Below are 12,056 nucleotides of genomic sequence, written 5' to 3'. Positions count from 1 at the left end.
GGGTGCCCTTAGAGTGGCTCGCATGACTTACGACGTCGCGAGGGTTCGGGGCCTCATACCGTCCCTGGGCGACGGCTGGATCCATCTCGACCCGCAGGCGGGCATGCTGGTTCCGGATTCGGTCTCCAGAGCGGTGTCGACGGGCTTCCGCACCTCGGCGTTCAGTCACACCAACCGGCACACCGCCGCCAAGCGCAGCGCCTCGATCCTGGACGGTGCCCGCGAGGCGGTCGCGGACCTGGTCGGCGGCGACCCGGCGGGCGTCGTACTCGGCCCCGACCGCGCGGTCCTGTTGGCCTGGCTGGCCGAATCCCTGAGTTCCCGGCTCGGACTCGGTACCGGGATCGTGCTGTCGCGCCTGGACGACGAGGCGAACGTGGCCCCCTGGCTGCGTATCGCCAACCGCTACGGCGCCCACGTGCGCTGGGCCGAGGTCGAGATCGAGACCTGCGAGATGCCGGCCTGGCAGTTCGAGGAACTGATCGGCCCCACCGCCCGCCTGGTGGCCCTCACCGCGGCATCCCCGATCGTCGGTTCCGCCCCCGCCGTCCGGGTGGCCGCCGACCGAGTCCACGAGGTGGGCGGTCTACTGGTCGCCGACTGCGTAGGCGCGGCCCCCTACGCCCTGATCGACATCACCGAACTGAACGCCGACGTCATAGCCCTCTCCGCCCCCGCCTGGGGCGGCCCCCAGATCGGCGCCCTGGTCTTCCGCGACCCCGCCTTCCTGGACCGCATCCCCGCGATGTCGCTGAACCCGTATGCCAAAGGCGCCGAACGCCTGGAGGTCGGCGGCCACCAATACGCGTTGCTCGCGGGCCTCACCACCTCGATCGACTACCTGGCCGGCCTCGACGAACAAGCGGGCGGCACCCGCCGGGAACGCCTGGAAATCTCGATCAGCTCGTTACAGGACTATCAGGACCATCTGTTCGAACACCTGATGACCGTCCTGGATCGCATCCCCGACCTCACGATCATCGGCCGCGCCTCCACCCGCATCCCGACGGTCAGCTTCACCATCGCCGGCATGCAAGCGGAAAAGATCTCCGCCAAACTCGCCGACCACCGCATAGGGACGCTCAGCGGCATCCACGGCGGCAGCCGCCTCCTCGACGCCCTCGGCGTCAACGACGAGGGCGGCGCGGTCACGGTGGGCCTGGCCCCCTACACGACAAGATTCGAGATCGACCAGCTCGGCCGCGCCCTCACCGCCCTCGAACGCTGACCCGTCGTCAGTCCCGAACCCGCAGAATCACTTTCCCCACGGTCTCCGCCGAGTCGAGCAGTCGATGCCCCTCGGCGGCCTCGGTCACCGGCAGTTCGGCATGAACGACCGGCGCCACCACCCCCTCGGCCACCAACGGCCACAACTGCCGCCGCACCTCCGCGATGATCTCCGCCTTCCCCGCCCGTCCGGTAGCCGGCCGCCCCCGCAACCCCGTGGCGTGAATCGTCCCCCGCTTTCCCAGCAGCGCACCGAGATTCAGCTCCCCCCGCGCGCCCCCCTGCATCCCGATGACACACAACTGCCCATCGGGCGCCAGAGCCGCCACATTCCGCCCGAGATAGGCGGCCCCCATATTGTCCAGAATCACATCGGCCCCACCCATATCCCCCAGCACCGCAACGAAATCCGCCTCCCGATAATTGATCAGCGTGCTCGCCCCGAGTTCCTTGCACCGAGCCAATTTCGCCCCCGACCCAGCCGTAACAGCAACCCGAGCCCCCAAACTCACCGCCACCTGAATCGCATGCGTCCCGATCCCACTCCCACCCCCATGAACCAGCAACAACTGCCCCGCATGCAACCCCGCCCGCATCACCAGATTCGACCACACGGTCGCCGCCACCTCCGGCAACCCCGCAGCCGCAACAACATCCAACCCGTCCGGCACCGGCAACACCTGAGTCTCCGGCACCAGCACCTGCTCCGCATACCCCCCACCACTGAGCAGCGCACAAACACTCTGCCCAACCTCGAAGTCCCGAACCCCCGCCCCCACCCGAGAGACAACCCCCGAACACTCCAGCCCCAGCACCTCACTGGCCCCCGGCGGCGGCGGATAGAACCCCTGCCGCTGCATCAAATCGGCCCGATTCACCCCCGCCGCGGCCACCTCGATGAGCACTTCCCCGGGCCCGGGCGCAGGCAGATCCGCCACCGAAGCCCACCGCATCACCTCGGGCCCACCGAAACCATCCAATGTGATCGCATACACGCCCACGATTGTCCCGCGTCCCACCCCACCCCCGCCCTCTCCCCCCGTCTTCCCCGCGTGTCCGGTGCGCCGGGTGAGTCGCACCGCGGACAACGCCGGGCACAATGTCACGACGGCAAGAAAATGTTCGACCGTGCGGCCGCCGAATCCGGGTGAACGACCCAGATCCGAGCGCCCAGACGAGAGACTGACATCGTGCCCTTCGCAATCACCCTGACCGGCGAAACCGCGGCAGATGACCCGACGCTGGCCATCGGGGCCCTCACCCTCGGACATCACACCGAGAACTTCCGGACGCCGATCGGCCACTGGACCGCAACGGATTACGAGACATCCTGGTCCCTGGCGCTAAATCGTCTCGTGCACGGCGCCACGATCTCGTGTCTGGTGACTGCGATGCGCGACCCCCGAAAAGCCCACTTCCTGGAGATCTGGCCGCTGTATCGCGAGGACCGGATGGTACATGTTCAGAACCAACTGCTGTTCCTGAATGAACTCGACCGAGAATTCGATCCCACGAAACCTTGGAACTTCATAGAACCGCACAGCACCGCCGACGAGGACGGGCAGCGCATCTCGGAATGGTCTGTACTCACATCCCATATCGAGGAATTCTTGAAAAATCGGTGAACACCGTCGTCGCCCCTGTGCCCGCACACCTCATCGCTCCTGCACCACCGCCCTGTCCTCATAGAGGGGCGCCACCGACCACGCCGTCTATGCTCACCCGTAACCGATGCCGCGACCGACCGCCGAACCGTCTCGGCCGGCGCCCGTAGATCGCCGGGTGGTCAAAACCGAACGGGCGTGGCCGGGTGCGCTTTCCGCCCGGATGTGCAATGAACAACGTTCGAACAGCTGGGCCAGCCCGCAATTATGAGGCCGAGAGGAGTTCGACAATGCCCGCTGTGGCCGACCTCGCCCTGGGCTTGGCGCCCATCGCCGGTGGACTGATACTCGGCGCGGCGGCAGGCTATCTGAAGGGCCCCGACGTCCGTAAAGGGATCAGACAGGACATGGATCTGCTGGACAACCTGCCTCCGGAGGACGTCGAGCGCCGGGCCGAACTCCAACGAAGCATCAACACCCGCGTCGACGACCTGGTCGCAACCGTCCACCGGCACCGGCCATTGCGCCGAGCGGGCGCGTCGTATCGCGGCGGCTTGCGCGACATCCTGCTGCTCATCAGCGCGATCCTGTTCACCGGCGTCTGGTGGAGCGTCGATCACGAAAGAAGCAGCTGGCTACCGATGTTCGTCGTCCTCATTGTGATTTCGATATGGGCCGCGGCCTACGCGTCGAGCGGTCTCCTCGGAGCCGTACTCGATTTCCGGCAACGGAGCAGTGACTGATCCTGGCATCGCGCCGATACGTAACGTGGCGGTGGGTGTGGGATTTGAACCCACGGTGGCGTGAACCACGACGGTTTTCAAGACCGTTCCCTTAGGCCGCTCGGGCAACCCACCTAGCCCCGGGCTCCCCGGAGCGGTTTCAGACTACTGGCGGGTGGCGGGGGATACACAATCGGCGGGCCGCTGAGATGTGTCGTGGGTCACAATTCGATGGACACGGGTTTATTTGCTGCTGGATTGCTATTGCCGCTGTCAGAGTGGGCGGCATGGGTGGTCGCCGCACGTGGCGTCGGCTTTCCGGCGTCTTCGTCAGTGCTGCGTTCGTATCGCACGCAGCACTTGCTGTGTCGTCGCCCGCCCAGGCGGAACCCAATCTTCCCTCGACCGGGTCGGCGGATTGGGGAGCGCCCTGGGTGGTGCGACCGGTGGCTCCGGAGGAGGTCTCGATCGATCACATCGAGGAGATCTCCGATCGGTGGCTGCGAGTATTCGTGAATTCCCCGGCGATGGCGCGGACCGTGCAGGTTCAGGTGCTGTTGCCGGAGGATCGGGGCATGCCGCGACCTACCGTCTATCTGCTCGACGGGCGGGCGGCCAGCGCCGACGGGAACAGTTGGCTCAATCAAGGGAATGCGGCGGAATTCTTCGCCGACAAGGATGTGAACGTGGTGGCGACCGTCGGTGGGCCGGCGGGGTACTACACCGACTGGCAGCATCCGGATCCGGTGCTGGGCAACAACAAGTGGGAAACCTTTCTCACCAAGGAGTTGCCGCCGCTGATCGATGCCGAGTTCGGGGGCAACGGGCACAACGCGATCGAGGGTGTGTCGATGGGGGCCGAGGCCGCCACGATGCTGGTGATGCGTAATCCGGGGCTGTACCAGGCGGTCGCCGCGCACAGCGGGTGTTATGCGATGGGGTCGGAGTTCGGGCAGGCACAGGCCCGGGCGGTGGTGCAGACCTACGGTGGCAACCCGGACAACATGTTCGGCGACCAGGACGATCCGGACTGGGCGGCGCACGATGTGCTGATGAACGCGGAAGCGTTGCGCGGCAAGGCGATCTATCTGTCCGCGGGTAGCGGGCTGCCCGGTGTGTTCGACAGCGGGGCCACGGTGGACGCGCTCAACGCCGTCGTGTTCGGCGGGCCGCTCGAGGCCGGGGCCAACCTGTGCACGATGGTGCTCGCGGATCGGTTGTCGCGCATGCAGATTCCGGCGACGGTCGATATGCGGCCGAGTGGTACCCACTCGTGGCCGTACTGGGCCGACGATCTGGCTCGCGCGTGGCCGACCCTCGCGCAGGCGTTGGAGGGCGGTAGGGATCAGCCGAGGTAGCGGGTGACGGTGGCCGCGTCGGTGGCGTAGGTCAGGAACAGGTCGTTCTCGTGCGGGTCGCCGGCGGTGACCCGCACGCCGTCGGCGCCGTAGGGGCGGACCACCACGCCCGCCTCCTCGCTGGCCTGTCCGTACGCGGCCGAGCGGTCGCCCAGCGGCAGCCAGAAGAAGTTGGACTCGCTCGGCGGGACGTTATAGCCGACGGCCCGCAGGGCGGCGCGCATGCGCTCGCGCTCGGCGACCACGCGGTCGGTGCGGTCCAGCAGTTCGTGCCGGGCCTGCAGGCAGGCGATGGCGGCGGCCTGGGCCACCCGGTTGACGCTGAACGGGATGTGCACCTTCAGCAGCGCGGTGATGACCTCGGGGTCGCCGACGGCGTAACCGACCCGCAGGCCCGCGAGCCCGTAGGCCTTCGAGAAGGTGCGCAGCACCACCACGTTCGGCCGGTCGCGGCGGATCGCGACGCCGTCCGGGAAGTCGTCCGCGGGCAGCCGCAGATATTCGTAGTACGCCTCGTCCAGCACGATCAGGACGTGCTCGGACACCTTGTCCAGGAAGCGGACCAGTTCGGCGCGGCCCACGGCGGTGCCGGTCGGGTTGTTCGGGTTGCAGACGAAGATCAGCTTGGTGTTCGGGGTGACCGCCGCGGCCATGGCGTCGAGATCGTGGGTGAACTCGGAGGTCAGCGGTACCGGGACGGCCCGCGCGTTGCCGACCTGGGTGACGATCGGATAGGCCTCGAAGGATCGCCACGCGAAGATCACCTCGTCGGTGGGTGCGTCGCAGGTGATCTGCACGAGTTCCTGGCACAGCGCTACGCTGCCGCAACCGGCGGCCACATTCGCCACCTCGACCCCGAGGAACTGCGCCAGCGCCGCGCGCAATTCGCCGGCGCCGTTGTCCGGGTAGCGGTTGATCTGCTCTACCGCCTCCGCGATGGCCTTGGACACCGACGGCAGCGGGCCGAAGGTGGTCTCGTTGCTGGCCAGCTTGACCACGTCGGGCAGGCTACGGCCGGCGACATAGGCCGGGATGGACGCGAGGTCCGGGCGAATACGAGCGTTCACATCACCACAGTAGAGGGTGCCGGACGAGCGGAATCACACTGTCCGTCTCGCCGGAAAATTTTTGGGTGCGCACCCGTTACGAAGGATTTCTGACGAAGCTACATCGGCGAACTATTATGGCGACATGTCGGGCGTCTACCGGGACACTGCACTCGTGCGCGACCGAATTCCGCAGGCGGCGGGCGGGCCGCAGGCGGCATTGCAGACACGGGTGCCCATCACCGTCGTCGAACCGGAGGGGGTGGGTCGCGGCGGCATCGTGGTGTTGCACGAATCGCGCGAATTCGCCGTTCCGCTGCTGGAGTTGATGGGGTCGCTGGCCGGTGACGGCTGGATCGTGGTGGCGCCGCATCTGTTCCATCGCGAGCCGGATCCCGGCTCCGCGGACGCCGTGTTCGGCCAGGATCTCTTCGACGACTTCGACGCCGCCTTCGATTGGCTGACCGGTCGCGGGGTGTTCCCGGACTGCGTCGGGGTGCTGGGTTTCGACACCGCGGGCACCGCCGCCTTCCTGGTCGCCACCAATCGCCCGATCGGGGCCGCGATCAGTGTCGCCGCCCCCGGCATCGCGGCCCCGCTGTCCGAGGACGCGCCCGCGCTGGTGCATGCCGCGCCACTGCTGCAGGCGCCGTGGCTGGGGTTGTACGGCGCCGACGATGCCGCGATTCCCGCGGATCTGGTCGACGAGTTGCGCGATGCCGCCGCCGCCGCGGCCGTCGCCACCCTGGTGGTCACCTGCGCGGGACAACTGCACCGCGCTGACCAGCCGCGTTTCGATACCGCCGAACCGGCGGACGCGGTGACCCGTATTTTCGACTGGTTCGACAGCCACCTGCGCTGACCAGCCGTTTTGCGTCCTGAACGGTTGCTCTGTACTCTTGCGTCTCGGCGGTTCGAAAGGACCGGTGCCCTCGAAGAGAAGGCTCCAGGAGGCGTGCCAGAGCGGCCGAATGGGACTCACTGCTAATGAGTTGTCCCTTCACGGGGACCGGAGGTTCAAATCCTCTCGCCTCCGCCATGTCCGGCAACGGACGATACAACTACATATCGAACAAGCCTGCGCCCGTAGCTCAACGGATAGAGCATCTGACTACGGATCAGAAGGTTAGGGGTTCGAATCCCTTCGGGCGCGCTGAACTGTCCCCCATCGGAATTCCGGTGGGGGACAGTTGTTTTCGTGTGTGATGTGCCTCCCGTTTGCGCGGGCTCCAGGGCGAGTTGTTCACCGGGGGTTCCCCGGTGCTCGAGTACCCTGCACCCACGAACTCGTCGCGACGGCGAGTGACCGGGGCCGGTGACGAGAGGACGGGTGTGACGGGCGCGCGGATGGTCGGGCTGTTCGCCGGGATCGGCGGGCTGGAGCTCGGGCTGGGCGCACACGGCTGGCACACCGAACTACTGTGTGAGATCGATCCGGGCGCGCAGGCCGTGCTGGCCGCGCATTTCCCGGATGTCGAGCGGCACGCCGACGTGACCCGGCTGCGGGCCCTGCCTGCCGGCACCGAGCTGGTCGCCGCCGGTTTCCCCTGCCAGGACCTGTCGCAGGCCGGTCGCACGGCGGGAATCACCGGATCTCGCTCCGGGCTGGTGGACGAGGTGTTCCGGCTGGTGCGCCGCCGCCGCGGCCCGCGCTGGCTGCTCATCGAGAACGTGCCGTTCATGCTGCAACTGGATCGTGGCCGGGCGATGCGGCACATCACCACCGCGCTGGAGGAACTCGGCTACACCTGGGCCTATCGCGTCGTGGACGCGCGGGCCTTCGGGCTGCCGCAGCGCCGGCAACGGGTGCTGATGCTGGCCTCGCGCACCGAGGATCCGCGGCCGGTGCTGTTCGGCGCCGAGGCCGGGCCGCGCACGATCGGCGATCCGGACACCGATCCGTGCGGCTTCTACTGGACCGAGGGGGTGCGCGGGCTCGGCTGGGCGGTGAACGCGGTGCCCACGCTGAAGGGCGGTTCCGGGCTGGGCATCGCGAGCCCGCCCGCGGTGCGGCTGCCCTCGGGCGAGATCGTCACCCCCGGACTCACCGATGCCGAACGGCTGCAGGGCTTTTCCCGGGACTGGACGGCGCCGGCGGTGCACGCGCCCGGGGTCCGGGCCGGGCATCGGTGGAAACTGGTCGGCAACGCGGTGAGCGTGCGGATGGCGACCTGGATCGGCTCCCGGCTGACCGAATCGCTGCCGGACCAGTCCCTGCCCGAGGAGTTGCCGCTGACCGGGCCGCGCTGGCCGACCGCCGCCTGGGGCCGCGCGGGCGGCGCCTACCGGGTCCCGGTGTCGACCTGGCCGGTGCACGAGCCGTACGAGGACCTCCGCTGGTTCCTCGACGACGCGCGACTGCTGTCGCCCCGGGCGACCGCCGGATTCCTGCGCCGGGCCGGGCGCGGAACCCTGCGCTTCCCACCTGGATTCCTCGCCGACGTGGAGAATCATCTGCTGCGCATGGGCGGCTTTCCCCGGGAAGCGGCATGAGGGTCCGGCGTGCGCCTCACGAAATATTGATAGTCTCTCCCGGATACTTCCCGGGGTGGGGAACATCGTCGCCGGTCCGGGCGCTGAAGAGGTGGTGCATGAGTTCCGGGCGCCCCGCGACCGATGCCGTGACGAGTGCGCGGATGTCGCGGCAGAAACGAGTGGGTACGGCGCCGGAGATCGCGTTGCGCCGGGAGTTGCATCGCCGCGGATGCCGGTTTTTCGTCGACCGGGCCCCGCTGACCGGCCTGCGCCGGCGGGCCGACCTGGTGTTCCCGCGCCGCCGGGTGGCGGTGTACGTGGACGGCTGTTTCTGGCACAGCTGCCCGCAGCACGCGACCTCGCCGCGCAACAACGCGCAGTGGTGGGCGGAGAAGCTGGCCGGCAACGTCACCCGGGACCGCGACACCGATGCCCGGTTGATCGCGGCGGGCTGGCAGGTCGTGCGGATCTGGGAGCACGAGGACGCCGTCACGGCGGCCGATCGGGTTCTGGCGGCCCTCGCCGATCGATAACTCGATCGGGTGGGTCATGATGGAGGCGGGTACCGAGGCAACCATCCGACCAGTTTGTGGCCGCCGACGAACCTACGAATCGAGGGCAATGACGCCAACGGAACATCGCCGGGCGGGGACGGCCGTTCTGGACCCGCCGACGGCACCGGCCCGCCGGGGCCCGCGGGTGCTGCGCTGGTGCGTGGCCGTGGCCGTCGCGCTCGCCGGGGTCTGTTATTCGTCCTGGGTCCTGGAATTCGTGCTGCCGATCGGGCTCGATCCGGTCAACTCGTTCCTCAGCGAACTGGACGCGCAGGGGCGCTCCTACGGCTGGGTGTTCTCCACCGCGGACACGCTCACCGGAATTCTGGCGCTGTTCGCGGCGATCGGCGGGATCTTCGAATATTCCTGGGGCAAGCTGTCGATCGCGGCCTGGGTGGCGCTGGGCTGTTTCGGCATCTCGACGATCGCCGACGCCCAGTTACCGCTGCACACCTGCCATCCCGACCCCTGCCCCAAACCCGAGGACAGCGGCCTGTTCCCGCAGCTGCATCAGGTACACGCCCTGACCAGCACGCTGGCGGTGACGTCGATCTTCGTGGCGATGATCGCGTTCAGCGCGGCGGCCTTCCGATACCGGCGCTGGCCGGTACTGCGGCATTCCGGGCTGTGGATACTCGTTCTCGCGTCCGCGGTGACGGCGTGGATGCTGATCGCCGACAACCTGCCGGGCAACTACGGCCTGGGTATCGCGCAGCGCATCCAGATCGGATCGATCTCGCTGTGGCTGATCGCGCTGGGGGTGCAGTTGGGCGTGACCGCCCGGCGCGCCGACCTCAGCGCCGCCACCGGCGGGCATCCACCAGGGACCGGGGCGCGGTGGCGGCGAGGACACCGGAACTGGCCATGATCACGAGCACGGTCAGCATGGCGGCGAGGGCGAGGATGTTCTCGAAGAGGGTCATGCAACGAGCGTCACATCGCACGCTCACAGGCCGCGGTGCGCACCGTGCGTAATCGCTGAGAGCTGCGCCGACGGTCCCGTCCGGATTTCCCGGGAAGGTGTGCGGGCGCGAAAACCGGTTGGCCCTTCGGGCGAATGCTGGCAGCCTGGAGAAGCCCTCGAGTGAATGTTCGGTAACGGGTCGAGTGCGAGCGGTATCCGCGCGACCGGGGTGGGTGGATTCGAATCTCCGCGTGGCGCTGCTCGAGACGATGAAGGGGGGAGTTGTGCCGGTTCCGAGTTCCGGACCGTTACGACGCTTGTGGCCGGACCTGCGGGTCTTCCGGCGTGCGTTGTACCTGAGCGCCACCCTGTCCGGGGTGGGCATGATCTGCGACATCGTGCAGCCCGCGATCACCGCGCGGGTCATCGACGGTCCCGTCGCCCGGCACGAGCTGTCCGGCCTCTGGGCGCCGGCGATGCTGATGCTGCTGCTCGGGGCGATCAACGCCGCCTCGTCCTATGCGCGGCGCGCGGTCATCGCCGCGCCGGCTGCCGCGGTCGAAACCACGTTGCGCGCCACCATGTTCCGTCGATTGCAGATCCTCTCGGTCGGGGCGCACGACGCCATGGAATCGGGTCAGCTGACCTCGCGCGCGGTCACCGACATGTCCACGCTGCGCCGGTTCTTCGCCTTCGTGGTGCCGTCGCTGGTGGCCCTGAGCGCCACGGTCGCGGTCGGGCTGGGGCTGTTGTTCGTGTTCGCCTGGCAGATCGGGCTGGTCGAACTGGCGATCGCGGTGCCGCTCGCGGTGCTCGCGCTGCGCTTCGAACGCGACTACGGGTCGGCCTCCCGGCGCGCCCAGGACCAGTCGGGTGATCTGGCCACCACGGTCGAGGAGTCGGCGCAGGGCATCCGGGTGCTGAAGGCATTCGGGCGCGGGCCCTGGTTCGGGCGGCGTTTCGGGCGGCAGTCCCAGGTGCTGCGGACCCTGGAGCTGGCGAAAGCGCGCCTGGCCGCCCGGTTGTGGGCGGCCCTGAACACACTGTCGGCGCTCGGAATCGCGGCCGCGCTCGCGATCGGCGTATACCTGCTGGTCCACCACGACCTGACGCTGGGCACACTGGTCGCGGGCATCACGCTGACCACCTTCCTACAGTGGCCGATCATCGGTGTCGGCATGCTGCTGGCCGAGCTCAACCATTCCCGCACGGCCGCCGAGCGGTACTGGGAGATCATCGACACCCCGGTCGAGATCACCGACCCGGACCGGCCGGCGCCGCTGCCGCGGCCACTGCGCGGCGATCTGCGCTTCGATCACGTGCGCTTCCGGTTCCCCGACGCGAAACGCGATCTGCTGCACGACATCTCGTTGCGGGTGCGACCGGGGGAGACGGTCGCGGTGGTCGGCGCCACCGGCAGCGGAAAATCCGCCCTGCTCGGCCTGGTGGCCCGATTGTTCGATGTCACCGGCACATCGGGTGCGGTGACCATCGACGGTGTCGACGTCCGCTCGCTGCGGCTGACGGATCTGCGATCGGTCGTATCGGTGGCTTTCGAGGATCCGGTCCTGTTCTCCGCCAGCGTGCACGAGAACGTCACGCTCGGTTACCCCGACGCCACCGAGGCCCAGGTCCGGGCGGCACTCGAGGTCGCCCGCGCCACCGATTTCGTCGAGGCCCTCCCGTGGGGGCTGCGCACCCGCATCGGCGAACAGGGCCTCAGCCTGTCCGGCGGTCAGCGCCAGCGCTTGGCCCTGGCCCGGGCGGTGCTCGCCCGGCAGAGCCACTCCGGCGGTCACCTCGTGGTGCTGGACGATCCGCTGTCGGCCCTGGACGTGGACACGGAGGAACAGGTCCAGACGCGCCTCCGCGCGGCGCTGGCCGGCGCCACCGTCCTCCTGGTCGCCCACCGCCCGTCCACCGCGGCCTGGGCCGACCGGGTCGCCGTCCTCGACGAGGGCCGCATCATCGCCGACGGCCCACATGAGCACCTGCTCGAAACCTGTTCGCGCTACCGGGAATTGATGGGAGGCGAGGTCGATGCCCGGGTCCATGCCCGATAAAACGTCCTGTACGCCAACGGATCAAGCCGTGAACGACCGTCCGGCCGTGCCGGCCGCGGAGGTCGCCACATCGACCGGCACCCGGAAAAACCTCGATTCGGCC

At 68.5% G+C, this 12,056-nt stretch carries 11 protein-coding genes and 3 tRNA genes; 11 read left to right on the top strand and 3 right to left on the bottom strand.

Going from position 1 to position 12,056, the window contains the following annotated elements:
- Window positions 1-22 precede the first annotated feature (22 nt).
- Complete coding sequence (locus tag NRB56_RS12220) at window positions 23-1,228, top strand: cysteine desulfurase-like protein (RefSeq protein ID WP_153341548.1); 1,206 nt, start codon at window positions 23-25, stop codon at window positions 1,226-1,228.
- Window positions 1,229-1,235: 7 nt separating this feature from the next.
- On the opposite strand, the gene NRB56_RS12215 is transcribed toward NRB56_RS12220, so the two are convergent.
- Window positions 1,236-2,222 (bottom strand): NAD(P)H-quinone oxidoreductase, encoded by a 987-nt coding sequence (locus tag NRB56_RS12215; protein ID WP_319942887.1) that lies wholly within the window; start codon window positions 2,220-2,222, stop codon window positions 1,236-1,238.
- Between the two features lie 195 nt (window positions 2,223-2,417).
- Between NRB56_RS12215 and NRB56_RS12210 the strand changes: the two genes are divergently transcribed.
- Complete coding sequence (locus tag NRB56_RS12210) at window positions 2,418-2,852, top strand: hypothetical protein (RefSeq protein WP_153341547.1); 435 nt, start codon at window positions 2,418-2,420, stop codon at window positions 2,850-2,852.
- Between the two features lie 269 nt (window positions 2,853-3,121).
- Window positions 3,122-3,574: a hypothetical protein gene (locus NRB56_RS12205; protein WP_153341545.1), complete on the top strand. Its 453-nt coding sequence runs from the start codon at window positions 3,122-3,124 to the stop codon at window positions 3,572-3,574.
- 26 nt (window positions 3,575-3,600) lie between these two features.
- On the opposite strand, the gene NRB56_RS12200 is transcribed toward NRB56_RS12205, so the two are convergent.
- Window positions 3,601-3,688: transfer RNA gene (locus NRB56_RS12200), tRNA-Ser, on the bottom strand.
- A gap of 299 nt (window positions 3,689-3,987) precedes the next feature.
- Here NRB56_RS12200 and NRB56_RS12195 point away from each other — a divergent pair.
- On the top strand, window positions 3,988-4,911 hold the full coding sequence (locus tag NRB56_RS12195) for an alpha/beta hydrolase (protein WP_319942886.1): 924 nt from the start codon (window positions 3,988-3,990) through the stop codon (window positions 4,909-4,911).
- On the opposite strand, the gene hisC is transcribed toward NRB56_RS12195, so the two are convergent.
- Window positions 4,899-5,978 (bottom strand): histidinol-phosphate transaminase, encoded by a 1,080-nt coding sequence (hisC, locus tag NRB56_RS12190; protein WP_319942885.1) that lies wholly within the window; start codon window positions 5,976-5,978, stop codon window positions 4,899-4,901. The genes NRB56_RS12195 and hisC overlap by 13 nt on opposite strands.
- A gap of 124 nt (window positions 5,979-6,102) precedes the next feature.
- On the opposite strand from hisC, the gene NRB56_RS12185 reads away from it, so the two are divergent.
- The 7 genes from NRB56_RS12185 (at window position 6,103) to NRB56_RS12155 (ending at window position 11,953) form a co-directional block, all read left to right on the top strand.
- Window positions 6,103-6,819: a dienelactone hydrolase family protein gene (locus NRB56_RS12185; protein ID WP_153341542.1), complete on the top strand. Its 717-nt coding sequence runs from the start codon at window positions 6,103-6,105 to the stop codon at window positions 6,817-6,819.
- A gap of 87 nt (window positions 6,820-6,906) precedes the next feature.
- Window positions 6,907-6,996 (top strand) — tRNA-Ser (locus NRB56_RS12180).
- Window positions 6,997-7,037: 41 nt separating this feature from the next.
- A tRNA-Arg gene (locus NRB56_RS12175) sits at window positions 7,038-7,110 on the top strand.
- A gap of 194 nt (window positions 7,111-7,304) precedes the next feature.
- Window positions 7,305-8,450, top strand: a complete 1,146-nt coding sequence (locus NRB56_RS12170) for a DNA cytosine methyltransferase (RefSeq protein WP_153342074.1) — start codon at window positions 7,305-7,307, stop codon at window positions 8,448-8,450.
- A 98-nt stretch (window positions 8,451-8,548) separates the two neighbouring features.
- Window positions 8,549-8,965 carry a very short patch repair endonuclease gene (locus NRB56_RS12165; RefSeq protein ID WP_153341541.1) on the top strand — a complete coding sequence of 139 codons (417 nt, stop codon included), beginning with the start codon at window positions 8,549-8,551 and terminating at the stop codon, window positions 8,963-8,965.
- A gap of 88 nt (window positions 8,966-9,053) precedes the next feature.
- A complete protein-coding gene (locus NRB56_RS12160; RefSeq protein WP_153341539.1) occupies window positions 9,054-9,854 on the top strand; it encodes a DUF998 domain-containing protein in 801 nt (266 codons plus the stop codon).
- A gap of 287 nt (window positions 9,855-10,141) precedes the next feature.
- Window positions 10,142-11,953, top strand: a complete 1,812-nt coding sequence (locus NRB56_RS12155) for an ABC transporter ATP-binding protein (protein ID WP_319942884.1) — start codon at window positions 10,142-10,144, stop codon at window positions 11,951-11,953.
- The last annotated feature ends 103 nt before the right edge of the window (window positions 11,954-12,056 follow it).

The organism is Nocardia aurantia (genome assembly GCF_009604425.1).
Taxonomy (GTDB): domain Bacteria; phylum Actinomycetota; class Actinomycetes; order Mycobacteriales; family Mycobacteriaceae; genus Nocardia; species Nocardia aurantia.
Note: the sequence above shows the minus strand (reverse complement) of the source record. Positions and strands in the feature narration are given on the sequence as shown.

Bases quoted from the DNA above. Each gene is read 5' to 3' on its own strand.
- NRB56_RS12220 (WP_153341548.1), top strand. From the start codon at position 23: ATGACTTACGACGTCGCGAGGGTTCGGGGCCTCATACCGTCCCTGGGC.
- NRB56_RS12185 (WP_153341542.1), top strand. From the start codon at position 6,103: ATGTCGGGCGTCTACCGGGACACTGCACTCGTGCGCGACCGAATTCCG.
- NRB56_RS12160 (WP_153341539.1), top strand. From the start codon at position 9,054: ATGACGCCAACGGAACATCGCCGGGCGGGGACGGCCGTTCTGGACCCG.
- NRB56_RS12165 (WP_153341541.1), top strand. From the start codon at position 8,549: ATGAGTTCCGGGCGCCCCGCGACCGATGCCGTGACGAGTGCGCGGATG.
- NRB56_RS12170 (WP_153342074.1), top strand. From the start codon at position 7,305: ATGGTCGGGCTGTTCGCCGGGATCGGCGGGCTGGAGCTCGGGCTGGGC.
- NRB56_RS12205 (WP_153341545.1), top strand. From the start codon at position 3,122: ATGCCCGCTGTGGCCGACCTCGCCCTGGGCTTGGCGCCCATCGCCGGT.